Genomic DNA, 22,670 nt, shown 5'->3' with positions numbered 1-22,670 from the left:
CGCCTCATTGGCCTTACTTGGGCAGCCTGAAAGTAATAAAGCTGGCTCGTCCATCACGCATGACTCGCATGGAAATGGACTTGTCGGCAGGAAGCTTCTTCATTATGTCCTGGAATTGGCGCGCCGAGGAAACCGGCTGATTATTCAAATGAGTAATTACATCGCCCGGACGCAAGCCAATCATGGCAGCCGGTCCGTCCGTTACCTGCTTGATTACCACGCCACTTTGCAATTGAAGGCTTTTCTTCTGCTCATCAGTCAGATCCGCAACAGCAATCCCCATACGATTACTGCTACGCTCAGCGCCGGGCTGACCTGAGGCAGCAATGGAATCATCATCGGGCATATCACCGACCTTAACGGATACGGTCTTGCGTGCGCCTTCACGCACAATATTCATTTCCGCGGTGGCATCAGGCTTCAGGTTACCGATCAGATGAGGCAGATCTGCTGACTCAACAATCTGTTGCCCGTTAACCGACAGGATGACATCTCCCACCTTCAAGCCACTCTTGGCTGCAGGTCCGTTTTCCAAAACCTGAGCGATCAAAGCGCCGGCTGGCTTCTCCAAGCCAAAGGACTCTGCCAGGTCTTTGTCTACTTCTTGAATGACAACTCCCAACCAACCGCGTGTCACCTTACCCTCGGTACGCAACTGATTGGCCACATTCATAGCCACATCGATCGGGATAGCAAAGGAAAGCCCCATAAAGCCGCCCGAACGCGTAAATATCTGAGAGTTGATACCTACCACTTCCCCGCTCAGATTGAACAGCGGGCCACCAGAATTGCCAGGATTGATCGCAACATCCGTCTGGATGAATGGAACATAGTTCTCGTTTGGCAAGCTACGCCCCTTGGCGCTTACGATACCGGCTGTCACGGAATGGTCGAACCCGAAGGGCGAACCAATAGCCAGCACCCACTCACCGACCTTGAGCTTTTCAGAATTACCTAACTTAACGGTCGGAAGATTCTTGGCGTCAATCTTGAGGAGCGCCACGTCTGTACGCGGATCAGCACCAATTAATTTGGCAGTATGATCGCTTCTGTCAGAAAGGCGCACGATGATTTCGTCCGCATCGGCTACCACATGGTTGTTGGTCAGGACATAACCATCAGCCGAGATAATAAAACCGGACCCCAACGACTGGGCTTCTCGCCGACGACTGTCCGGCCCTTGCGGCATTTGAGGAATGCTTCGCTCGAAGAATTCACGAATACCTGGCGGCAGCCCTTCGAGATCAGGCATGGACATGGCACCGCCACGGCTAGCCGGCAGGTTTTGGCGAGTACTGATATTAACAACGGCAGGGCTTGCCGACTCTACCAGCGGAGTAAAGTCTGGAAGATCCGCATGGGCCAATAGCGATACGCCTAGCGCCCATGTTGCCATCAAGGCTGCCAGGTAATGTTTAAACATTCGCATGAAATACAGCTCCCGTTCTTGCAGGGGACAGACAGTGCTAACAGTTAGCTTTTACCAAGCGATGGTGCAGTACCCACCGCATCACTACTTCAGGCAGCAGACGAACCGCCTTAAAAGAGTCACCTGACGAAATACCATAGAAAAGCTGAATGTTTCCTGATACTCCCTATGAGTATCAGGAAACATGTACTTATTAGCGGCACAGACTTAGTCGGGCCGTACGGATAACGCTATGCGCTCGGCCGTACCGGCAGGAATTTCGCCTACAACAGTAATCAACACATCCTTGTCAGATGGATTGATGCGCTTGGATACGACACTGGTAGGACCAAACTGGTTTCGACTATCGGTCATCGCTGTATGACTATCAGAGTCAACAAATACAGAAAAATTACTCAGACCATCGCTGTATAGAAGGTACTGTACAGGTCGTCCGTCCCCACCTGCCTGCCAGCTCTTCAATGATCGTACCTGCTCGAAGCCGGAGGGAAGCCAGGAAGCCGCCCATGTAGCTTGGTCTGCATGGCTCGCCTCTTCCGCTTCTGCGCTAGGAGCACAGTCACCTTTAGGATCAAGCTCAGCTGTACTTGGCGCAAGCGACGAGTAAGTAATGAACTGAAGTCTTTCCAGTGCATTACCCTTTTGATCGAATGTGGTGGATTTGAGGACCTGTCCAGTCGATTTGCTTAGTTGCATTTCATAAGCGTATCGATAGGAATCTTTGGGAATAAACGCTATGACATCCGTGGGATTGTCTGCAACGCGCGACTCTCCGAGATGCTTGAGGGTATAGCCTTTATCGATTTGATCAGGCCTCAATTTGGGAGCAAGGCTTTTTGCCACATCAACGTGATCATCTGCTGAAGTACTGCAGACAATGCGATTATTATCACGCACTACTTCATAAGGAGTGCCATCAAGCCGGTAGAGACGCTCTTTAACATCCCCATTGGAATCGACTTTTCTGGCGATATGATGTGAAGTTAGATTCCCATTGCTCTCGTAGATAAAAGAACCTTGGGAATTAACCTTGTCACTGGTTGATAGCTTGTTCAACCAATCCGTTGACTCGGCGGCTTGTACTGATTGAGTTATCAGTAACAAACCGCCTATTCCATATATAACTGGAGCAAACCGCATGCTCTTCCTTATCAGGGATTAACGAGTTTCTGCGTTAGCACCACGTGCATAAGGAAGCGCGGAACCTTCAACACTGTTGAAAGTAGCCTGCTGTGCATGCTGACGAATGTAGCCAGGCAGCTGTGGGTTGGCCACTGCAGACGGATTAGCCGCCTTGGACTCAGCGCTCTGAGCACTTTCTTCGCTGTAATTAGCCAATACAGCAGGACTCTGTACCTGCGGTACGCTGATAGGTGCTGGAGCCTGTTGGGCCATCTGCTCAGAGACGCCTTCCTGGTTATACAGCCGCACACCTGCCAACACAGCCACTGTTACAGAAGCCGCGACTGCCACTCGACTGATCGCACTCCACCGGCTTACCTTGGGCTTAGCCACTGCAGCAGGTGTAGTCACCACAGGCGCCTCTTCGTTAGCCAGCGCAGCCGATACTGCAGATGCGATATCAAGCTTTGGCATGATAGGTTCGTTGCGAATGACTGCACGAGCCATTGCATAACGGGACCAAGTAGCACGGAGTTCAGCGTCCTCGCTTGTCGCCGCGAGTACACGTCTGACTTCCAGTTCGTCCGCTTCGTTATCCATAACAGCGGACAGTGATTCCAGCAGAGCTTCACGATTCATATCAACCTCTCTCATAGCTGTCGCCGCTGTCTCATGCTTCCCGCAACAAGGGTTGCAGGGCTTTATCGATGGCTTCCCGCGCACGGAATATGCGCGAGCGTACTGTACCCACTGGACACTGCATCACATTTGCAATGTCCTCATAACTAAGACCTTCAAATTCACGCAAAGTTAGCGCGGTTCTTAAATCTTCTGGCAATTGCTGAATAGTGCGATGAACGGTACTTTCAATTTCGTCCCGCAACAACGACCGCTCAGGCGACTCAATATCCTTTAAGGCATGATCGCCTTCATAGAACTCAGCATCTTCTGCGCTCACGTCGCTGTCCGGTGGACGACGACCACGAGCAACCAGATGATTTTTTGCTGTGTTTATCGCAATGCGGTATAGCCAGGTATAGAACGCACTATCACCACGAAAATTCCCTAGCGCGCGATAGGCTTTGATGAAAGCTTCTTGCGCTACGTCTTGCGCTTCCTGGGTGTCGTGCACGAAGCGCACGATCAACCCTAAAATCTTGTGCTGGTATTTCAGCACCAGGAGATCAAATGCACGCTTGTCGCCTCGCTGCACGCGCTCGACAAGCTGCTGATCCTGTTCCTGGGTTTGCATGGGAGCTCCTTGTTGATTCCGAAGGAGACCCGCTTCACCCTTCTCATCCTGTTGTTTGGATAGACCAGGGTGCTGCGTAAAAGTTCTCCCCACGGCAGATATCGGGCGAACCTTGTCTTCGATTCGCTGATCGGTAAGCCGGTCTTCCGCCGACATCCGCTGATAGCTATTAGCAGTCATTCCACTATTCATTCTCTCGGCCACTTTTTACTGTCCGTGTGGAAAATTATCCTCACATGGACGGCTCCGGGCCCTATAAAGTTCCTTCCTCCATAGAATGACATCGCCATTACGCTAGTTAATCGTATAGCTAAACCAACAAAAAGAGACGATATATGGGCCAACACATCGATCATGATGTTCTGATCATCGGCAGCGGCGCTGCTGGCCTCACCCTGGCACTAACCTTACCCTCGCACCTTCGGATCGCAGTTCTCAGCAAAGGCAACCTTTCCAATGGTTCAACCTACTGGGCACAGGGTGGTGTAGCCGCTGTGCTGGATGAGGACGACACCATAGACTCCCACGTCAAGGATACATTGATAGCGGGTGCTGGATTATGCAACGAACAGGCTGTTCGTTTCACGGTGGAAAGAAGCCGTGAGGCCATGGAATGGCTAATCGACTTAGGCGTTCCTTTTACTCGAAGCGAAGGAGACGCACAGAAAAGGTTTCCTCTTCATCTTACCCGTGAAGGTGGCCACAGCCATAGGCGGATCATCCATGCTGCCGACGCAACTGGCGCTGCAATATTCGATACTCTACTGGCTGCCGCTAAGGAACGGCCCAATATTCATCTGCTTTCACAACAGGTTGCGGTCGATCTGATTACAGGCATCAAGATCGGACTAAAAAACAACCGCTGCCTAGGTGCATACGTACTTGACCGAAACACCGGTGAAGTTGATACATACGGTGCACGCTTCACAGCCTTAGCGACCGGTGGAGCAAGCAAGGTGTACCTCTACAGCAGCAACCAAGAAAGCGCCTGCGGTGACGGCATTGCCATGGCATGGCGAGCCGGCTGCCGTATAGGCAATATGGAATTCAATCAATTCCACCCTACCTGCCTTTATCATCCGCAGGCCCGCAACTTTTTGATTACGGAAGCATTGCGAGGCGAAGGGGCTCTTCTGAAGCTGCCAAACGGTGAGCGGTTCATGCCGCGCTTTGACGAGAGAGCCGAACTGGCGCCACGCGATATCGTAGCCCGGGCGATCGACCATGAGATGAAGCGACTTGGCATTCCTTATGTCCATCTCGATATTAGCCATAAGCCGGCCGACTTCATTACTGCACACTTTCCTACGGTCTATGAGCGATGCCTGAGCTTGGGCTTCGACATTCGCCACGAGCCAATCCCTGTCGTACCGGCTGCTCACTATACCTGCGGCGGGGTGTGCGTAGATGAAAACGGAAGTACTGACCTGCCGGGGCTCTATGCCGTCGGAGAAACCAGTTTTACGGGATTGCATGGTGCTAATCGAATGGCCAGCAACTCACTACTCGAATGCTTCGTTTATGCGCGATCGGCGGCCAGGCATATCGAGAGTCAGCTCGACAAGACAGAGCACCCTCCCCACCTTCCCAACTGGGATGCCAGCCAGGTAACCGACTCGGATGAGGATGTCATTATTACGCACAACTGGGAGGAGCTGCGCCGCTTCATGTGGAACTATGTAGGTATCGTCCGAACCGACAAGCGATTGCAACGCGCCTACAACCGCATACAGCTTTTAATGAAAGAAATAGATGACTTCTACAGCAATTACAAAGTAAGCCGTGATCTGATTGAGCTTAGAAATCTTGCCCAAGTAGCAGAGTTGATTGTCCGCTCCGCCATGGCGCGCAAGGAAAGCCGTGGCCTGCACTACACACTGGATTATCCCAGGCCGTGCAATCAGGTACAGGATACTATTCTGGTGCCGCCCAACGTCGCTGCGCAAACCTGAGCCTGACCCGCAAACGCCGGTGAGCATCCGGCGTCATGGCATCAGACGGGATACAAACTGCCCGGGTCCACTTTTCATCTACACGCCGATATCGCAACACGATAATAAGCGGCAGCGCCATGCTATCCCGGCATAGCTGAACAGGGTGCCACCCCTGCCCTGGAGACCAGAGTTGCCATCCGCTCTCATCATGTTTCAGGCGGCGCGGCTCATTTGGCCGATGCAACAATATGGCGCCCGGAATTACCCAGGCAGCATGGGCGACACACATGAGAGCGCCCATGATGGCCGCCCATGTCGGAATGTTGGCCATAAATAACGAGACGAAGGCCAACAGCAAGGTCGCACAATAGACACAAAATAATTGTCGAGAGTGCTGCCAGTGGCATTCAAACGGCTCAATCCGGTTGGACACGATCCAGAATCATCCGAACGATATACTTTAGGTCTGGATCTTCAGGCTCGCCCCGCTGCATAAACCAGACGAACATGTCCTGATCTTCACAGTCGAGGAGTTTTTTGTAGCGGTCTTGATCCTGCTGGCTCAGTGAAGGGTAAACTTCCTGAACGAAAGGTACCAGCAACACGTCCAGTTCAAGCATGCCGCGACGGCTGTGCCAGAAAAGTCGCTTGAGTTCGGTTTCGTCTGTCATGGTAGCTCCTCAAAGTTGGGCGCATTATAGGCGAGTTCATCAGATTGCTCAGCTCTACCTGCAGGAAGGCATCTTGTTGTTATCGCAACTGACAAGAACACGCCTGCGTTCTATGATGAGCGTTCATTCTCTTGCCGTTGATGCTCTATGGCTGACTCCTTATATTTTTGCGCACTGTCTCATGAAGGCATCCTGGCGATTCGCGGAGCGGACGCGGGAAAATTCCTGCAAGGCCAAGTGACTTGCAACATCAATTATCTCAATGCAGAAACATCCAGCCTGGGTGCTCGCTGTACGCCTAAGGGAAGAATGGTTTCGAGCTTTCGCATCGTGCAAATCCAGGAAGGATACCTGCTGGCGATGGCGAAGGAATTAGTAGAGCCGCAGTTGACGGACCTAAAGAAATACGCAGTGTTTTCCAAGTCGACGCTGGCAGACGAAAGTGCTGAATGGGTGCGATTCGGCGCCAGTGTTGAGACAGCGCAGAAAGCACTGCCGTCATTGACTCTTCCCGAACAGGTTAATGGTGTTGCTCATTTTGACGGCATGTTGGCGATACGTCTGAGTGGACAGCGTATCGAAATCTGGACTCCTAGCGCGCTTGCTGAGTCCTTCCATCAGCAATTAAGCAGCATAGCGCCTGAGGTCGCCTTAGAGCACTGGCTGCTGGGCCAGATACGCGAGGGAATCGGACAGGTGTTCGGCCCCACCCGCGAGCTGTTCATTCCTCAAATGATCAACCTGCAGGCCGTGGATGGCGTCAGCTTCAAGAAAGGCTGCTATACCGGTCAGGAAATCGTCGCACGCATGCAATACCTTGGGCGACTGAAGCGCCGACTCTATCGCCTAAAGGTAGACGCTGATACACCAGCGCCTGGCACCGAGCTGTTTTCTCCGGTGCATAATAGCAGCGTGGGAGAAGTGGTATTGGCTGCGCGGGATGACGGTAGAACAGAGTTTCTGGCTGTTTTACAAATCGATGCGAAAGAGGATGGCCGCATTCATCTCGCATCTAACGAGGGCCCCGTGTGCGAGCTCTTGGATCTGCCTTATGTAATCGATACGGATCGCGAAATTCAACGCTGACGTATCAGACGAATGCTTTTCGAGGGATAAAGAATGATCATGCTTGCCGAACAGGTAGCTCAAGAGCTCAACGAGGCCATTGAAAACGATCAGCTGGTTCTGCCAACGTTACCTGAAGTGGCCCTGCGTGTTCGCGAGGCCGCCGAGGACCCGGATGTCACAAGCGCTGACATGGGCAAGCTCATCGGCAACGATACGGCATTGACGGCGCGAATCATTAAGGTAGTAAACAGTCCGCTGCTCAGAATTAGCAACGAGATCACGGATCTTCACACCGCTATCAATCGGCTAGGTATCAACTACACCTGCAATCTTGCAATCGGACTTGCAATGGAGCAGATGTTCCAAGCTACTACCGACGCGGTTGATCATAAGATGCGTGAGGTATGGGCTAAAAGTACGGAAATCGCGGGCATCAGCTATGTTCTGTGCAAGCACTTCACTCGCCTTTCTCCCGATCAGGCTGCACTGGCGGGCCTGGTGCATCAGATCGGTGTGCTACCCATCCTGACGTATGCCGAAGAACACAGTTCACTGCTGGCCAACTCGCTGACACTGGATCGTGTAATCGAGGAAATCCATCCCAAGATAGGAAAGCGGATTCTGAAAGCCTGGGATTTCCAGGAGTCCATTGTCAACGTGCCTCAGGATTATCTGGACTTCGAGCGCAATACGCCTAAGGTGGATTACGCCGACATTGTTCAGGTTGCTTACCTGCAGAGCCTTAGCGGCACGGAGCACCCCTTGACTAAAATGGACTGGACGCCTATTGCTTCCTTCAGAAAGCTGGGGCTGGATCCTTCTACTGACATCAAGGCCGATGAGGATCTAGGGGAAGCACTGGAACAGTCCAAGCACTTCCTTCAATAGGCCGTCCAATCGATATTGGGGATCACGCGCTCGTCAGGGAATACAACCCTTACACGCAGCCCTCCCGCCGCGCCATCATGCAAGGTTATAGCAGCCTGATGAGCGCGGCAGATCTCTCCCACGATAGCCAATCCCAACCCGGCACCGCCCCGCTGAGGATCCAGCCGGTGGAATCGCTCGAAAACGTGCGCGCGCGCATCGGCAGGAATACCCGGGCCATCATCCTCGACCTCAAGAATACAGGGTGTGAGCACCCGGATTATGACCGTACCATTTTCAGGCGTGTGAGCCAGTGCGTTATCAATAAGGTTGGATAACAACTCATTGAGTAAGGTCGGCTCGCCCTTTACCCATACCTCAGCTTCCGCTTCCAGCTCCAGCGAGACACCTCGCTTATAGGCCAAGGGCGCAAGCGCAAGACCAAGATCTCTGGCCAAGGCCCCCAATTCGATGCGCTCTGCTCCACCTTCGGCAATGGCCTGTGCCCCGCTTTCGATCCTTGCCAGGGACAGGAGCTGATTGGCGAGATGAGCCAAACGGTCTGTATTGCGCTGGGCATCAAGCAGGGTTGCATGCCATTGCTGCGGGCTCTGCTCACGAACACCCAGCTCAAGACGAGCCTTTAGCGCGGCCAGTGGTGTACGTAATTCATGGGCGGCGTCGGCAATGAACTGAGCCTGACGCTCGAAGAGCCCTCTCAGCCTGACCGTAAACTGGTTCAATGCGCTTACCAAGGGAAACAGCTCCCGCTGAATCACCACCCTAGGCAGTGGACGCAAATCGTCCGCCTGACGCTCCTCAACCGCAGCCCTTAATCGCTCAAGCGGCTGAAGCGCTACGCTTACAACCCACCAAACCAGCAGCAAAGCTCCCACGGAAAGAAGGCAGAGCCGCAACAAGGTATCAACCAGCAGGCTACGCGCCATGTTTTCACGAGCCTGCTCTGTCTCCGCTACCCGTATTTCAGCCATGCCGTTCATGTTGGTTTCACTGACCGGCTGCATCAAACTGACAACTCGTACACCTTGCCCCCGGTACTGTCCGTCATAGAAACGCGCCAAGGCAGGATAGTCCTGAGTCAGCGGCGTATCCGGAGGCGGTGGCGGAAGATTTTCGTACCCGGAGGTCAGATGCCCTTCAATGTCGAGCACCTGATAATAGATTCGGCCGGCACTGTCATAAGCAAAGGTATCCAGCGCGACATAGGGCACATCGGCCCTCAGGGTACCGTCCTCTGCGGACAGCCCGGCTGCGATGGTTCGGGCTGATGCCAAAAGCGTCCTGTCATAGGCGGTGTCGGCAACCTGCCGACCATTGATATAGGCACTAAGGCTGCTCACGATCAATAACAAGGCCAGCAAGACAGCCAGACGACCAAGCAATCGACCCCGCAGACTGCCCTCGATGATAACGCTGCTATTGGCTTCAGAGATCTCCGGGCTTACCCGCACGCCTTCCCTGCGCTCAAGCACCTGAAAACTCCAGCAAGTAGCCCAGCCCTCTAAAGGTCACGATACGAACAGCACTGGCCTCAAGCTTCTTGCGCAAACGATGTATGTAGATTTCGATGGCTTCAGGGCTGGCTTCTTCATCTAGACCAAAGACCTGGGAAGCCAGTTGCTCCTTACTCATCACCCGACCGGGGCGGGCAATCAGAATGCCAAGCACTGCCTGCTCACGCGAGGTCAGGGTCAAGGGTTCATTATCAAGCGTGAAGCGTCGGGTGTTGAGGTCATAGACGAGCGGGCCGCAACGCTGTTGGCGCTCGCCGCCCAACACACTGCGTCGAAGCAGCGCCTTGACTCGAGCTTCGAGCTCGGTAAGTTCGAAGGGTTTAGCCAGGTAATCGTCAGCCCCTAGGTTAAGCCCCTGAACCCGATCCTTCACTTCCCCGCGCGCCGTCAGCATCAATACCGGCAAACGGTTACCCCGCTCACGAAGACGGGCCAGGATTTCGAAGCCATCCATTCGCGGCAACCCAACATCCAGAATGACCAATGCGTATTCCTCACTTGCCAGTGCCAGGTCAGCAGCGACACCGTCATTGATGACGTCGACAGTCCAACCTTCTCCCTTCAGCGCCTGTGCCACACTTTCAGCCAGTGACAGATGATCTTCGACGAGCAAGATACGCACTCGATTCTCCGAAATCGTGTTAGATCGTCTCAGTGTACCCAGAGCGACTGATAAATGGTCTAGATCCTTTCAGATTGAAAGCTTCGTGAAAGCTTGTGCCACTACGATCAGGTTAATAAGCCTTATACGCACCAAAGGCCCTACAAAAACAACAATACGGAATCCCATCATGCAGACTCGTCGCGTACTCGCCTCGTCGGAAACTCTTCCGCCCTACCCTACTTACGCACTTCGCCAGCCGCCAGGCTCGCTACCTGTTTACGTATCAGTTTTCAACTGACGCAAGATTGCTTCAGCAATGGAATCACGCTGCTCCGTTGCCGTTCCGCACTATAAAAACAAAAGGAGATAACCATGGCCCTATCCCTACGCCCCCTGGCAATCGCTGCTGTTGCAGCAATGCTCTCTACACAGCTGCAAGCTGAACCCAAACGCCCTGAATGTATTGCACCAGCCTCTCCAGGCGGTGGTTTCGACCTGACCTGCAAACTTGCCCAGAGCGCGCTGGTAAACGCCAAGCTGCTAGAAAAACCTATGCGGGTTACCTACATGCCAGGAGGTGTAGGCGCAGTGGCTTACAATACCGTTGTGGCACAACGCCCCAAGGAAGGCGGAACAATCGTTGCGTTTTCAAGCGGCTCCCTGCTCAACCTGGCGCAGGGCAAGTTTGGCCGCTTCGATGAAAAGGCCGTTAAATGGCTGGCAGCGGTAGGAACCAGTTACGGTGCCATTGCCGTAAAGAATGATTCCCCCTACAAGACCCTTGGCGATCTGGTCGAAGCGCTTAAAAAGGATCCAGGCAAAGTGGTCATTGGCTCTGGCGGAACCGTCGGTAGCCAGGACTGGATGCAGACCGCCCTCGTTGCCAAGGCCGCGGGTATCAATCCGCGTGACCTCCGCTATGTCTCACTGGAAGGCGGTGGCGAGATCGCAACGGCTCTGCTGGGTGGGCATATTCAAGTAGGCAGTACGGATATTTCTGACTCCATGCCTCACATCGAGAGCGGTGATATGAGAATCCTGGCGGTTTTTTCCGAAAACCGTTTGGATGAGCCTGCCATGGCCAACATCCCCACCGCTCGCGAGCAGGGGTACGACATCGTATGGCCTGTAGTGCGCGGCTATTACCTCGGCCCGAAAGTCAGTGATGAAGACTACAACTGGTGGAAAGCCTCCTTCGACAAACTGCTGGCTTCGGATGACTTTGCCAAACTACGCGACCAGCGTGAGCTTTTCCCATTTGCCATGACTGGCAGTGAGCTGGATGCCTACGTACAGAAGGAAGTTGCCAAGTACCGGGGCATGGCCAAAGAGTTTGGCCTGATCCAATAACGCTACCTGACGCTCCGCGCAGGCGGAGCGTCCGAGGGAAATGCCATGCTTTTTCAACGTCTCTTTCTGGGCGTCTGGCTAATTGCCGGCCTGGTCATGATGTACCTTGCCCTGGATTATCAGGCACCGTTCTCTTACGAGCCGGTCGGCCCCCGCGCCTATCCCATGTTGATGCTGGGACTGATGTCAGCAGGGCTGGCTTACCTTCTGATCAAGCCTACGCCAATTGATCACGCCCATGACGAACAACCCATGGATGCACCGACTGCGCGCAAGGTAGCCAGCTGCGTTCTGCTGCTACTGGCTTACGCCCTGCTGTTCGAGCCATTCGGCTTTGTTCCCAGCAGCATCGTTGCAGGCTTTCTGTTTGCTCGACTCTATGGCGGGCGCTGGTTGCCCAGCCTCGTGACCAGCATTGTCATGTCCATCTGCCTATACATCCTGTTCGATCGCATTCTGGACGTTCCACTGCCCTTGGGCATCCTAGACGGCCTGGAGATCTAAGATGGAAACCCTGAATTTTCTTGCCCAAGGCTTTGGTGTTGCCTTAACGCCTACCAACCTTATTATCGCCCTAATCGGTACGCTGATCGGAACCGTGGTTGGTCTGCTCCCAGGCTTAGGCCCTATCAATGGGGTGGCCCTGTTGATCCCGGTAGCGTTTGCGCTAGGTCTGCCGCCTGAATCCGCTTTGATTCTTTTGGCAGCGGTTTACCTTGGCTGTGAATACGGCGGACGTATTTCGTCGATTCTACTGAACATCCCGGGTGAAGCATCAACGCTCATGACCACCCTGGACGGCTATCCACTGGCCCGTAAAGGATTGGCCGGCGTAGCCCTGTCCTTGTCGGCCTGGAGCTCCTTCATTGGCGCCTTCGTGGCGACATGCGGCATGGTACTGTTTGCCCCGCTGCTGGCTAAATGGGCAATTGCCTTTGGCCCAGCTGAATACTTCGTGCTGATGGTCTTTGCCATTGTCTGTCTGGCAGGCATGGCGGGTGACAAACCCGTCAAAACGCTGGTCGCCTCGTTGCTAGGGCTTTTCCTGGCAGCCATCGGCATTGATGCCAACAGTGGTGTTTATCGCTTCACCTTTGACAGCATCCATCTGGCAGACGGCATCCAGTTTGTTGTGCTGGTCCTGGGCTTGTTTTCAGTAAGCGAGGTGTTATTGCTGCTTGAGAAAACCCACCATGGCCAGGAAGCTGTCAAGGCAACAGGTCGCATGCTGTTCAACTTCAAGGAAGCCAAGTCGGTATTCCTGACCAACCTTCGCTGCGCTGTTGGCGGTTTTGTCATGGGTGTATTGCCCGGTGCGGGTGCGACACTGGCCAGCGCCTTGGCCTACATGACTGAAAAGCGCATGGCTGGTGAAAAGGGTGAGTTTGGCAAAGGAGACCTTCGCGGCCTTGCTGCGCCGGAAACCGCAATCGGTGCGTCCTGCTGTGGCGCCATGATCCCTATGCTGACGCTGGGTGTTCCAGGGTCGGGAACGACAGCAGTCATGATTGGTGCCCTTACGCTGTACAACATCACTCCTGGCCCGCTTCTGTTTCAGAACGAACCTACGCTGGTCTGGGGTCTGATCGCTTCGCTGTTCATTGCCAACGTGATGCTGCTCATCCTGAACGTACCCATGATCAAGGTCTTCACCAAGATCCTGGCAGTACCGAACTGGGCATTGGTCCCTATCATTGCCATCATCACGTCAATTGGCGTTTATGCCGTGCACGCGACAACGTTTGACCTGATCCTCATGGTGATTATTGGAATCATTGGATACATCCTGCGCAAGCTGGACTTCCCACTGTCGCCGCTGCTGCTGGGCTTCATTCTGGGCGGCCTCATGGAGCAGAACCTGCGCCGGGCGCTTTCGATCTCCAATGGCAGCATGGACATTCTATGGTCCAGTGGCATCAGCCAAATCGTATGGCTGCTGGTCATCGTCATGTTGATCCTGCCGATAGTTCGCATCTGGCGTCGTCGCTCTCTTCGCCGTAAAGCCAACTTGGCCAACGCGTGATAAAGGCAAAAACCAAACAGTGAAGCGTTTCTATCACACGTTGATCGTCTCGCTCCGGCCCTGGTGGATGACTCCCCTGGCCGGAGCAGCCGGAGGATACTTGGCCAGTCTCGCGCACTGGCCCCTTCCCTGGATGATCGGCTCACTGCTTGGAGTTATCGCTATCCGCTGCTGTGGCTGGCGGACTCAGGAAATGCCTCACGCGCGCAAAGGAGGCCAATGGGTGATCGCCACAGGCATTGGCCTGCATTTCAACCAAACCATTGTTGAGCAGATTGCAGCGCACGCGCTGATCATTGTGCTTGGCACGGTGCTGACCGTCACCGCCAGTGTGATAGGCATCGTCTTATTACGACGCAGCGGCGAGGACCGTGCAACTGCTTTTTTTGCCAGCATGCCTGGGGGCGCCAATGAAATGGTCAATCTGGCCAAACGCAACGACGCCGTACTGGCTCGAGTGGCCGCTGCTCAGAGCCTGAGAATGGTGTTTGTGCTGTTAAGCGTTCCGGCAGCTTACAAGTATTTATTTGCCGGCGAGCATGCTCTTGTTGCGCACACTATTGAAGTCAGTTTTTCTTGGTTATTGCCCATCATGGTGACCGGTGCCGGTCTGGCATTCATCTTTCAAAAGCTGCGACTGCCAAACGCCTGGCAATTGGGCGCCCTCCTGACCAGCATTACAGCCAGCGTGACATTCAATTTGAATATCGGCTTACCTGCAGGAGCGGGGGACATCGGCCAGTGGCTCATTGGCAGCTCACTAGGATGCTATTTCGATCGCCCCTTCTTTCGCCAGGCGCCCGCCTTCATGGCACGCACGGTGTTGGCTACCTGCTTGGCCATCCTCATTGCCACCCCTATTGCAATGGGACTGGGCTGGTTGACCGGACTCGATGCCCGCTCGCTTTTGCTGGGGATGGTACCTGGAGGTATCGCCGAGATGAGCCTGACCGCCGAAGCATTGCATTTGCTGGTACCGCTGGTCACCGCCATGCAGGTGCTTCGGCTGCTGCTGGTTCTTTTCCTGGCACAACCGGTCTACCGGCTCTGGATGCGCCGAGCGACTGACTAGCGATTAGCCCTTGCCCAACGCCTTTTTGGGATAAATATCGTAGCGACTGGATTTGCCATCCAGACTATAACTGGGCTTCGCCCCCTCGATAGGAGGCGCCTTGCGTGGACGCTTCACCACCACGCGATGACTGGCCAACCCGAGGGCAGCCTCAAGCAAGGCTGGTGCGTCAGGATCATCACCTACCAAGGGACGAAAAATGCGCATTTCCTTTTTTACCAGCGCCGACTTATCACGATGGGGAAACATGGGATCGAGGTAGATCACCTGAGGAGCCTCATCCATCTTCCGCATCAGCTCAATGGCATTTCCCTTGAGAAGGGTCATGCGCGCCACGATAGCGCCGACTTCCTCGTCGCCTGTTGCACGCCTTAGACCGTCCTCAAGCAGAGCAGCAATCAAGGGCTGGCGCTCGATTAATGTGACCGCGCAGCCCAGCGTTGCCAGAACGAAGGCATCACGGCCAAGGCCGGCCGTGGCGTCGAGTACACTCGGACGTATGCCTGTGCCAACACCGACAGCCTTGGCAATCATCTGCCCACTGCCGCCTCCAAACCGTCGCCGATGCGCTGCTGCACCTTCCAAAAGATCAACCCGCACCGGTCCTGGCGCATCTGGGCCACGCTGAATCAGTTGAAGACCCGCCCCCCCCAACTGAAGCACAAAATCCGTCTCAGGCGCTTGAGTGACAGGCAGGCCTAGCTGCAAGCCCAAGGCATCTGCCTGTCCCTGCCATGCGGCATCAAGCGGTTGGATGGAAACGGCGACAGCACTTGGATCAGTAATCATGACAAGGTCAATCAAGAAACAAAGCCCGCATTTTGCCAGAGCGCTGCCGGATAGGCACGCTTAACGGCACACATGGAAGCCCCCCATGTCGAGATGAAAGTGGTCATGGTGCGCCGCGTTGTAATTTGGAGACAGCGTCGTGTTAAAGGATTTACAGGCTCCTTCTCGAAGCAAATGTAAGAACCGTGCCTTGCTATCGTCCCCTTTCCAATCACGCGCTACGGTAATGCGCTGTCCGTTCTCCAGGCGAAAGCCAGCCAAGTCCAACGCATTGGCGGTAGCATGCTCACTACGACGGGCATTGGCACGATGATAGATATTGCGGCAGGCGAAACTTCCAAAATGCTCGACACTGACGACACGCTGCCCGAAAACGGCCTCTGCTGCTGGTTGTAACGTGTGCAGTTCAAACAAGGCGTAGGCTGTTGCTAAAGGACATGTCGCAAGGAAACTGCCGCTGAAGGCTACATTGGAGCGTTGCACCCTAACGACATTCTCCAGCGGGCACTGCTTGGTCCCGGCATTAGCAGGCATCTGGGCGTAGCGCAGCGGTGACGTCTGCAACGCCTGTGCGCATAGCTCAGGATCGTGTTGCAGCCTCATCAGCTTGTATCGGGTCAGAAAATTGGGTGGCTGTCGCACATCAAGCGGCTTAAATGGATTCCATTGAGGCGGAACACGGATCCAGTCATAGGCCAGACCGATCCCGGCCACCAGAATGATCAAGCACATTAGAGCAAAGACGTAACGCATACCTGTCCTGACAGTGAGCGGTCATGACTGGCGTATATGATCTGGCTTACAGCAAGCCTAGCTGCTCGACAGGCTCAGCCATGACTGGCAATGGCGGTAGTTCCGGCAAGCGCTCCTGCAGTTGCGCATGAAAACGCATGGCAAGTTCAGGAGCATGACGGTTGTCAGGTGTATGCAGAAATATGTAAGGGGTACGCCCTTCCTTGATCCACTCTGCAAATTTATTCACCCAAGGTTCTAGATAGATATCATTGGCCTCAAGTTCCAACCGACCAATGAAGCGGATCTGTGGTGATTGGGTAAAAGCAGGAACACGGACAGGCACGCGAGGCTTTTTGGCTTGCGCGTCACGAATGACATCGGAGACCGGTTCGCTACTGAACAAGGCACGGGAATCCAGTCCGATACGCTCGACATTTCTGGCCATCAGCAAATTGTTGAGCTCACGCTCAGCCATACCCTTGCTGAAAAAATCGTCATGTCGCACCTCTACTGCTATTCGCCCTGAGGAAGGCAGTGCATCCAGAAAATCAGCCAGCTCGGCCAGTCGATTCGGACCAAAGTTTGAAGAAAACTGAAGCCAGTATGGGCTGACACGCCTCCCTAACGGGACCAGCAGCTGCATGAAGGAATGCGCATGGGATAAGCAGGCTCTTAGATCACCGTCATGGCTGATCTCGCGAGGAAACTTGGCGCAGAAGCGAAAGTGATCCGGCATCAACTCAGCCCATCTCGATACCGTCTCGCCAGAGGGCTCGGCATAGAACGTGGTGTTTCCCTCTACCGCATTAAACACCTGAGCATAGCGCGGAAGAAATTCCGAGGATCGTGTAGATGCTGGATAGAGTGAACCTCGCCAGTGAGGATCACTCCATGATGGGCAACCAATATAATAAGGCAGCATCAAGCTTCAGACATAAAAGTCCAGGCCTACTACCTGAGCGGCCCCGGTATCTCGTGGCAGCATGGCAATGCTATCGTAACTGGCAATGGCCCGTGCGCTACGGGCGCTGATCGGCTGTTCATAGAGAACATATTCCCGCGCTGTCAGCAGCTGAGCATCACTGGTCACTTCATCATCTGGCTGGGTTGACTCGACTCTGCGAATCAGTGGCGCAGTACCCAACCCCTGCGAGGAAACATTACCCGTAGCGGGCTGCTCACGACGGACTTCTTCCTCATTCTGTATCTCATGATACGAGCTGTCCGCCCGATTACGACCAGGACGATCTAATGAGTAAGAGGAAGTGTAGCTATCGATACGCATGATTAATGCCCTTTTGCCAGTATCGCCACTGTATGAGATCGCCTGCGCTTAGCAAACTATCTCAAATACCATACGGTCGATGAAATCAGCAGTTCATCTGTTGACCTCAGTAATACACACAGGGTTTTACCGCCTGTCGCCTGTTGCTGTCGAGGCCGGATCAGCGTGGCTGCTTAGGCGTGGCAACTTGATCACGCAAATAGACAGGCTGCGCTTCTTCTGCTGGTACGCCGCCTCCCTGACTCCATGCATACGTCGCCAGGGTCAGGATATCCTTGGCATGGGGCAGAAGATTACCATCCGTTTCGGCAACAGAAGCGGCTATGCGGCCAACATACCCCCATCCTGTACCAGCCCCAAACCATTCTCCTGCACTGCCTGCTGGAAGCTGCACCTGCTCGGGAGGAAGCACCGCTTCAACTCCAACCAGTTGCATCACCTCCTGCTCCAAGCGATAACAACCCCAGTAGACTTCATCCATACGTGCATCGATAGCGGCGGCTACCTGATTAACGCCTCGCTCACGATAAGCCCGCTGCGCCAGTGCAGCCAGATTGGATACCGGCAGCACTGGCCGGTCCAGACCGAAAGCCAGGCCTTGAACAACACCAATCGCAATACGCACGCCGGTAAATGCGCCAGGACCGCGACCGAATGCGATGGCGTCTATGGCCGTTAGCGCAAGTTCTGATTCAGCCATGAGTTCTTGAACCATGGGCAGCACTTTCTGTGCATGCATACGGGGAATCACTTCATAGCGGCACATGACGCTTCCTTCATGGAGGAGCGCAACAGAACAAGCTTCGGTAGCAGTATCAATGGCCAACAGCGTAGGCATCGGTGGTATCCAGACAAAACAGCAAAGTCTGCCAGTATAAGTTCCAGAAACGACAACGGCCATCCGAAGATGGCCGTTGATCGAATCTCTAATACTTACAGGTTGCCGGCTTTCTTGACGCCATCTTTGACATCGCCAACCACTTTCTGGCCTTTACCCTTGATCTCTTGGGTATCGCCTTCATTCTTGAGGCTCTGATTATCGGTGGCCTCACCTACACCTTGCTTGGCTTTACCCGCTACTTCGTTCGCAGTGCCTTTGATCTTATCTGTTGTGCTGCTCATAGCGTTCTCCTAATTTCGTTGTGTGCCTTATTAGGACTAAGCGCAAGGCAGAGGAGTTCAACTATTCCTGTTTGAGAGGCTGCTTTTTGGCTTTTTGCATTTTCCCTTCAGATACTAAAAACGGCCCTGAAAGGACCGTTTGGCAACAGATGGAAACGCCTTTACTTGAGCGCTTCGAGTACCTTGGCCGTAATCGATTCGACGGACCCGACACCTTCAACCCGGCTGCACTTCGGCGTGCCTTCAGCGTCTGCTAGCTTCTGGTAGAAGTCTACCAGCGGCTTGGTCTGGGAATGGTACAGATCGAGACGCTTACGTACGGTTTCTTCTTTGTCATCTTCACGCTGAACCAGATCTTCTCCGGTTTCGTCATCTTTACCTTCGACTTTCGGCGGATTGTAGAGCGTGTGGTACACACGACCTGAAGCCGGATGTACGCGACGACCCGACATACGCTTGACGATCTCTTCATCATCCACGGCAATTTCAAGCACGTGATCGATGGTGACGCCAGCATTCTTCAGCGCCTCGGCCTGTGGAATGGTGCGAGGGAAACCATCAAAGAGGAAGCCGTTGGAGCAATCGGCTTCCAGAATACGCTCGGAAATCAGGGCAATAATGATTTCGTCGGAAACCAGGCCACCACTGTCCATGACGCCTTTGACCTGCTGACCTAGCGGAGTCCCGGCTTTGACGGCAGCACGCAGCATGTCCCCAGTGGAAATTTGCGGAATGCCAAACTTCTCGGTAATGAACCGAGCCTGAGTACCTTTACCGGCACCGGGCGCCCCTAGCAGTATCACGCGCATGCACGTCGCTCCTTAAATGATGGTATCCAGGACTTGCCTTGAAGTGGCCCGCTCAACAGAGCCATTGCGATCCTCAGGCTGTCTCGATGTTTTATTTGGCCGTTTGACGGTCAAGGGGATTCAAAATACACAGCATCACGAGGGGGCACAAGCCACTAAAAGTCGCAGGGATTTATTCGTGCTTTCCAGATGAAATGGAAGGATTGCCTGGCTGACCGTCCTGCTGCTCGCTCATGAGGAGCAGACAGGACGTTTTCAAACAACAGAACCGGCCCTCAACCCGTATTGCGAAGGCCTGCCGCAATGCCTGCAACGCTGACCAGCAGGGCCTGATCCAGGGGGCTTGCCGTGCCCTCTCCAGCCTGTCGAGAACGTTCCAGCAGCTCGATTTGAAGCAGGTGTAGCGGATCAAGGTAGATATTACGTACGGCAATGAACGCCCGCGTTTGAGGGTTGTGAGCCAGCAGCTCGGCCTGGCCGGTCAGACGCAGTACAGAGCGCTCCGCCTGTGACAACAGGTCGCGGAGCTCTTGCCCTAGCGCACGCCACTGCTCCGGCACCAACTGCTCGTCATAGAGCCGGGCAATGTCTCCGTCAGCCTTGGCTAAAACCATTTCCAGCATATCGATGCGAGTACGAAAGAACGGCCAGCGCTCACGCATCTGCTGTAACCGCTGCTCATCACCCCGCTCCAAGGCCCTAGCCAACGCTGTTTCCCAGCCCAACCAGGCAGGCAACATCAGGCGGGTCTGTGTCCAGGCAAAAATCCAGGGGATGGCACGCAGGCTTTCCACCCCGCCCTCACGACGCTTCGCCGGGCGGCTGCCCAAGGGCAGACGGCCCAGTTCCTGCTCAGGCGTAGCCCTGCGGAAGTAGTCAACAAACTGAGGATGCTCCCGCACCACGCCACGATAAGCCTTCAGGCTGTCTGCAGCCAGACGATCCATGTCAGCCCGCCACTCCGGCTCAGGGACTGGAGGCGGCTGTAATGTAGCCTCCAAGACAGCAGCCAGGTAAAGGTTGAGATTCTGCCGCGCGATATCGGGCTGACCAAACTTGAAGCGTATCATCTCACCCTGCTCCGTTACCCGGAAACGGCCGCAGACCGAACCTGGCGGCTGCGAAAGGATCGCCTCATGGGCAGGACCGCCACCGCGTCCCACCGTGCCTCCGCGCCCATGGAACAGGATGAGTTCGATACCCTGCCGGCTGCAGATGTCTACCAAGGCTTCCTGGGCACGATACTGCGCCCAGGCCGCAGCCAGGGTTCCTGCATCCTTGGCCGAGTCGGAATAGCCGATCATGACCTCTTGGGGCCCCTGAAGCCGTTCGCGATAGCCCGGCAGCGCCAGCAGGCTTTCAATGACCTCGCCTGCATGATCAAGATCATCCAGTGTCTCGAATAAAGGTACCACCCGCATGGGTCGACGTACGCCTGCTTCCTTGAGCAAGAGTTGCACGGCCAGGATATCTGACGCTGAGCCCGCCATCGATATCACATAGGACCCCAGCGCTGCTGCAGGTGACTCGGCAATTACACGGCAGGTTGCAAGCACTTCGGCAGTGTCTGCCGAGGGCGTGTAATCCGGTGCCAGCAAGGGTCTGCGATTGGAGAGCTCGGTCTCCAGAAACGTCAGCCGACGCGCTTCATCCCATTCGGCATAGCTGCCAAGCCCCAGATATTCTGTAATTTCGTTCATGGCTGACGCATGGCGGGTCGAATCCTGACGGATATCCAGCCGCACCAGGAAAAGCCCGAAGGTAGTAGCGCGACGCAACGCATCCAACAACGGCCCGTCAGCGATAACGCCCATTCCGCAAGCATGGAGCGACTCATAGCAGAGCTTGAGAGGTCCCAGGAGCTCTTCATTGTGCTCAAGCACCCCTGTGCTGGGGATATGAGGCTCATGAACGGCTCGGGCAGCCCAGTCGCGCGTGGCCTTGAGTCGCTCGCGTAGTTGCTTGAGCAGGGCGCGGTACGGCTCAGGTGTATCACCTACCTCTGCCATGAGTTCAGCCGAGGCACGCTGCATGGAAAGCTCCGATGCAAGGCGGTCTACATCACGCATGTACAAGTCGGCCGCCATCCAGCGTGCCAACAGCAGCACTTCGCGCGTTATCGTAGCCGTTACATTCGGATTCCCATCACGATCGCCGCCCATCCAGGAAGCGAATCGAACAGGCGTTGCCAGCAACGGCAGACGTTCTCCAGTAGCCTCCTGTAAGGTTTCGTCTACTTGCCGCAGCAGTCTGGGTACTGCATGCCAAAGGGAGTTTTCAATAACGGCGAATCCCCATTTGGCCTCATCGACAGGCGTGGGCCGCTGTCGGCGAATCTCTTCGGTATGCCAGGCTTCCGCAATGAGGCGGCGCAGTCGCTGCTGCACCTCGTGCCGCTCGGCAGCTGTCAAATCATCGTGATCCTGGGCGGCCAGCTGTTCGGTAATCTCCTCGTACTTCTGAATCAGCGTTCTGCGAGCAACCTCCGTTGGATGCGCCGTGAGAACCAACTCGACACTCAGCTGAGACAGCTGCTCGGCAAGCTTTGGCCCAGTGTGCCCCGCCTGTTTGAGCCGGGACAGAACTTCCTGGAGCACCCGGTCTTCCAGCGGTGCCGGCTCGCCAGCGCTACGCCGACGGATACGGTGATACTCCTCGGCGATATTGGCCAGGTTCAGGAAATGATTGAAGGCTCTGGCAACTGGTAGCAGCTCGGACTCATCCAGCGAATTGAGCGTCTCGGACAGCTGTCTTTCGCCACGGAGCGACCCGCCACGCGAAGCTTTCGCGCCCTTTCGGATACGCTCGATCTTTTCCAGAAAGGCAGGACCATACTGATCGCTAATGGTCTGTCCTAACAGCTCTCCCAGTCGGTGAACATCTTCCCGCAGACGAACATCAATCTCGACGACCATGTTTATCCCTCTTTCGTTGTTCTCTTTGTTGTTCTAGCACACCTGCGCCAGGGACCTCGTACGACACTCTGCTGTCTAGCTTTTGTAG

General features: G+C 54.7%; 23 protein-coding genes. 7 read left to right on the top strand and 16 right to left on the bottom strand.

The window, feature by feature from the left end; genetic code table 11:
• Positions 1 to 13: 13 nt before the first annotated feature.
• The 4 genes from JQR90_RS06550 to rpoE all read right to left on the bottom strand — a co-directional run bounded on the left by JQR90_RS06550 (position 14) and on the right by rpoE (position 3,803).
• Positions 14 to 1,429 carry a DegQ family serine endoprotease gene (locus JQR90_RS06550; RefSeq protein ID WP_434140657.1) on the bottom strand — a complete coding sequence of 472 codons (1,416 nt, stop codon included), beginning with the start codon at positions 1,427 to 1,429 and terminating at the stop codon, positions 14 to 16.
• 207 nt (positions 1,430 to 1,636) lie between these two features.
• Positions 1,637 to 2,569 carry a MucB/RseB C-terminal domain-containing protein gene (locus JQR90_RS06545; protein WP_434140655.1) on the bottom strand — a complete coding sequence of 311 codons (933 nt, stop codon included), beginning with the start codon at positions 2,567 to 2,569 and terminating at the stop codon, positions 1,637 to 1,639.
• A gap of 18 nt (positions 2,570 to 2,587) precedes the next feature.
• A complete protein-coding gene (locus tag JQR90_RS06540; RefSeq protein ID WP_074827575.1) occupies positions 2,588 to 3,190 on the bottom strand; it encodes a sigma-E factor negative regulatory protein in 603 nt (200 codons plus the stop codon).
• A 31-nt stretch (positions 3,191 to 3,221) separates the two neighbouring features.
• Positions 3,222 to 3,803, bottom strand: coding sequence for an RNA polymerase sigma factor RpoE (gene rpoE / locus JQR90_RS06535; RefSeq protein WP_010797633.1), 582 nt, complete (start codon positions 3,801 to 3,803; stop codon positions 3,222 to 3,224).
• 335 nt (positions 3,804 to 4,138) lie between these two features.
• Here rpoE and nadB point away from each other — a divergent pair, with 335 nt between their 5' ends.
• Positions 4,139 to 5,755 (top strand): L-aspartate oxidase, encoded by a 1,617-nt coding sequence (gene nadB / locus JQR90_RS06530; protein ID WP_434140654.1) that lies wholly within the window; start codon positions 4,139 to 4,141, stop codon positions 5,753 to 5,755.
• Here nadB and JQR90_RS06525 read toward each other — a convergent pair.
• Together JQR90_RS06525 and JQR90_RS06520 are read right to left on the bottom strand one after the other, a co-directional pair.
• Complete coding sequence (locus JQR90_RS06525) at positions 5,718 to 6,170, bottom strand: protein YgfX (protein WP_073450332.1); 453 nt, start codon at positions 6,168 to 6,170, stop codon at positions 5,718 to 5,720. The genes nadB and JQR90_RS06525 overlap by 38 nt on opposite strands.
• The gene (locus JQR90_RS06520; protein ID WP_010797631.1) at positions 6,154 to 6,408 is read right to left on the bottom strand and encodes a succinate dehydrogenase assembly factor 2; all 255 of its coding nucleotides are present in this window, start codon (positions 6,406 to 6,408) and stop codon (positions 6,154 to 6,156) included. The genes JQR90_RS06525 and JQR90_RS06520 overlap by 17 nt, the downstream gene beginning before the upstream one ends.
• Positions 6,409 to 6,555: 147 nt before the next feature.
• Between JQR90_RS06520 and JQR90_RS06515 the strand changes: the two genes are divergently transcribed.
• Together JQR90_RS06515 and JQR90_RS06510 are read left to right on the top strand one after the other, a co-directional pair.
• A complete protein-coding gene (locus JQR90_RS06515) occupies positions 6,556 to 7,494 on the top strand; it encodes a YgfZ/GcvT domain-containing protein (RefSeq protein ID WP_219652783.1) in 939 nt (312 codons plus the stop codon).
• Between the two features lie 33 nt (positions 7,495 to 7,527).
• Positions 7,528 to 8,364: an HDOD domain-containing protein gene (locus tag JQR90_RS06510; RefSeq protein WP_010797629.1), complete on the top strand. Its 837-nt coding sequence runs from the start codon at positions 7,528 to 7,530 to the stop codon at positions 8,362 to 8,364.
• Here JQR90_RS06510 and JQR90_RS06505 read toward each other — a convergent pair.
• Positions 8,358 to 9,773, bottom strand: coding sequence for a sensor histidine kinase (locus tag JQR90_RS06505; protein ID WP_409438649.1), 1,416 nt, complete (start codon positions 9,771 to 9,773; stop codon positions 8,358 to 8,360). The genes JQR90_RS06510 and JQR90_RS06505 overlap by 7 nt on opposite strands.
• 55 nt (positions 9,774 to 9,828) lie before the next feature.
• Positions 9,829 to 10,500 carry a response regulator gene (locus tag JQR90_RS06500; RefSeq protein ID WP_239382866.1) on the bottom strand — a complete coding sequence of 224 codons (672 nt, stop codon included), beginning with the start codon at positions 10,498 to 10,500 and terminating at the stop codon, positions 9,829 to 9,831.
• Positions 10,501 to 10,848: 348 nt separating this feature from the next.
• On the opposite strand from JQR90_RS06500, the gene JQR90_RS06495 reads away from it, so the two are divergent.
• The 4 genes from JQR90_RS06495 to JQR90_RS06480 all read left to right on the top strand — a co-directional run bounded on the left by JQR90_RS06495 (position 10,849) and on the right by JQR90_RS06480 (position 14,927).
• Positions 10,849 to 11,832: a Bug family tripartite tricarboxylate transporter substrate binding protein gene (locus JQR90_RS06495; protein WP_173869112.1), complete on the top strand. Its 984-nt coding sequence runs from the start codon at positions 10,849 to 10,851 to the stop codon at positions 11,830 to 11,832.
• Positions 11,833 to 11,877: 45 nt separating this feature from the next.
• The gene (locus JQR90_RS06490) at positions 11,878 to 12,336 is read left to right on the top strand and encodes a tripartite tricarboxylate transporter TctB family protein (RefSeq protein WP_150347766.1); all 459 of its coding nucleotides are present in this window, start codon (positions 11,878 to 11,880) and stop codon (positions 12,334 to 12,336) included.
• A 1-nt stretch (position 12,337) separates the two neighbouring features.
• Positions 12,338 to 13,855, top strand: coding sequence for a tripartite tricarboxylate transporter permease (locus JQR90_RS06485; RefSeq protein WP_010797624.1), 1,518 nt, complete (start codon positions 12,338 to 12,340; stop codon positions 13,853 to 13,855).
• A gap of 67 nt (positions 13,856 to 13,922) precedes the next feature.
• Positions 13,923 to 14,927: an AbrB family transcriptional regulator gene (locus JQR90_RS06480; protein WP_051370189.1), complete on the top strand. Its 1,005-nt coding sequence runs from the start codon at positions 13,923 to 13,925 to the stop codon at positions 14,925 to 14,927.
• Between the two features lie 3 nt (positions 14,928 to 14,930).
• Here JQR90_RS06480 and JQR90_RS06475 read toward each other — a convergent pair whose 3' ends face one another.
• The 8 genes from JQR90_RS06475 to ppc all read right to left on the bottom strand — a co-directional run bounded on the left by JQR90_RS06475 (position 14,931) and on the right by ppc (position 22,582).
• Positions 14,931 to 15,716, bottom strand: coding sequence for a class I SAM-dependent methyltransferase (locus tag JQR90_RS06475; protein ID WP_434140653.1), 786 nt, complete (start codon positions 15,714 to 15,716; stop codon positions 14,931 to 14,933).
• A gap of 60 nt (positions 15,717 to 15,776) precedes the next feature.
• The gene (locus tag JQR90_RS06470) at positions 15,777 to 16,469 is read right to left on the bottom strand and encodes an extensin-like domain-containing protein (RefSeq protein WP_010797621.1); all 693 of its coding nucleotides are present in this window, start codon (positions 16,467 to 16,469) and stop codon (positions 15,777 to 15,779) included.
• Positions 16,470 to 16,515: 46 nt separating this feature from the next.
• Positions 16,516 to 17,373 carry a DUF72 domain-containing protein gene (locus JQR90_RS06465; protein WP_073450336.1) on the bottom strand — a complete coding sequence of 286 codons (858 nt, stop codon included), beginning with the start codon at positions 17,371 to 17,373 and terminating at the stop codon, positions 16,516 to 16,518.
• Positions 17,374 to 17,379: 6 nt separating this feature from the next.
• The gene (locus JQR90_RS06460; RefSeq protein WP_010797619.1) at positions 17,380 to 17,736 is read right to left on the bottom strand and encodes a hypothetical protein; all 357 of its coding nucleotides are present in this window, start codon (positions 17,734 to 17,736) and stop codon (positions 17,380 to 17,382) included.
• Positions 17,737 to 17,896: 160 nt separating this feature from the next.
• Entirely contained in the window at positions 17,897 to 18,574 is a 678-nt protein-coding gene (tsaB, locus tag JQR90_RS06455) for a tRNA (adenosine(37)-N6)-threonylcarbamoyltransferase complex dimerization subunit type 1 TsaB (RefSeq protein WP_037030106.1), read from the bottom strand.
• A 95-nt stretch (positions 18,575 to 18,669) separates the two neighbouring features.
• Positions 18,670 to 18,858 carry a CsbD family protein gene (locus JQR90_RS06450; RefSeq protein WP_010797617.1) on the bottom strand — a complete coding sequence of 63 codons (189 nt, stop codon included), beginning with the start codon at positions 18,856 to 18,858 and terminating at the stop codon, positions 18,670 to 18,672.
• A 161-nt stretch (positions 18,859 to 19,019) separates the two neighbouring features.
• Positions 19,020 to 19,667, bottom strand: a complete 648-nt coding sequence (gene adk, locus JQR90_RS06445; RefSeq protein ID WP_010797616.1) for an adenylate kinase — start codon at positions 19,665 to 19,667, stop codon at positions 19,020 to 19,022.
• Positions 19,668 to 19,942: 275 nt separating this feature from the next.
• The gene (gene ppc / locus JQR90_RS06440; RefSeq protein ID WP_010797615.1) at positions 19,943 to 22,582 is read right to left on the bottom strand and encodes a phosphoenolpyruvate carboxylase; all 2,640 of its coding nucleotides are present in this window, start codon (positions 22,580 to 22,582) and stop codon (positions 19,943 to 19,945) included.
• Positions 22,583 to 22,670 lie beyond the last annotated feature (88 nt).

Source organism: Pseudomonas sp. JZ114 (assembly GCF_051027705.1).
Lineage (GTDB): Bacteria > Pseudomonadota > Gammaproteobacteria > Pseudomonadales > Pseudomonadaceae > Chryseomonas > Chryseomonas luteola.
Note: the sequence above shows the minus strand (reverse complement) of the source record. Positions and strands in the feature narration are given on the sequence as shown.

Coding starts and splice junctions, on each gene's coding strand:
- JQR90_RS06450 (WP_010797617.1), bottom strand. CDS start 18,858: ATGAGCAGCACAACAGATAAGATCAAAGGCACTGCGAACGAAGTAGCG.
- JQR90_RS06470 (WP_010797621.1), bottom strand. CDS start 16,469: ATGCGTTACGTCTTTGCTCTAATGTGCTTGATCATTCTGGTGGCCGGG.
- JQR90_RS06485 (WP_010797624.1), top strand. CDS start 12,338: ATGGAAACCCTGAATTTTCTTGCCCAAGGCTTTGGTGTTGCCTTAACG.
- JQR90_RS06480 (WP_051370189.1), top strand. CDS start 13,923: ATGACTCCCCTGGCCGGAGCAGCCGGAGGATACTTGGCCAGTCTCGCG.
- ppc (WP_010797615.1), bottom strand. CDS start 22,582: ATGGTCGTCGAGATTGATGTTCGTCTGCGGGAAGATGTTCACCGACTG.
- JQR90_RS06550 (WP_434140657.1), bottom strand. CDS start 1,429: ATGCGAATGTTTAAACATTACCTGGCAGCCTTGATGGCAACATGGGCG.
- JQR90_RS06540 (WP_074827575.1), bottom strand. CDS start 3,190: ATGAATCGTGAAGCTCTGCTGGAATCACTGTCCGCTGTTATGGATAAC.
- JQR90_RS06515 (WP_219652783.1), top strand. CDS start 6,556: ATGGCTGACTCCTTATATTTTTGCGCACTGTCTCATGAAGGCATCCTG.
- tsaB (WP_037030106.1), bottom strand. CDS start 18,574: ATGCCTACGCTGTTGGCCATTGATACTGCTACCGAAGCTTGTTCTGTT.
- nadB (WP_434140654.1), top strand. CDS start 4,139: ATGGGCCAACACATCGATCATGATGTTCTGATCATCGGCAGCGGCGCT.
- adk (WP_010797616.1), bottom strand. CDS start 19,667: ATGCGCGTGATACTGCTAGGGGCGCCCGGTGCCGGTAAAGGTACTCAG.
- JQR90_RS06465 (WP_073450336.1), bottom strand. CDS start 17,373: ATGCTGCCTTATTATATTGGTTGCCCATCATGGAGTGATCCTCACTGG.
- JQR90_RS06545 (WP_434140655.1), bottom strand. CDS start 2,569: ATGCGGTTTGCTCCAGTTATATATGGAATAGGCGGTTTGTTACTGATA.
- JQR90_RS06490 (WP_150347766.1), top strand. CDS start 11,878: ATGCTTTTTCAACGTCTCTTTCTGGGCGTCTGGCTAATTGCCGGCCTG.
- rpoE (WP_010797633.1), bottom strand. CDS start 3,803: ATGCAAACCCAGGAACAGGATCAGCAGCTTGTCGAGCGCGTGCAGCGA.
- JQR90_RS06475 (WP_434140653.1), bottom strand. CDS start 15,716: ATGATTACTGATCCAAGTGCTGTCGCCGTTTCCATCCAACCGCTTGAT.
- JQR90_RS06460 (WP_010797619.1), bottom strand. CDS start 17,736: ATGCGTATCGATAGCTACACTTCCTCTTACTCATTAGATCGTCCTGGT.
- JQR90_RS06520 (WP_010797631.1), bottom strand. CDS start 6,408: ATGACAGACGAAACCGAACTCAAGCGACTTTTCTGGCACAGCCGTCGC.
- JQR90_RS06510 (WP_010797629.1), top strand. CDS start 7,528: ATGATCATGCTTGCCGAACAGGTAGCTCAAGAGCTCAACGAGGCCATT.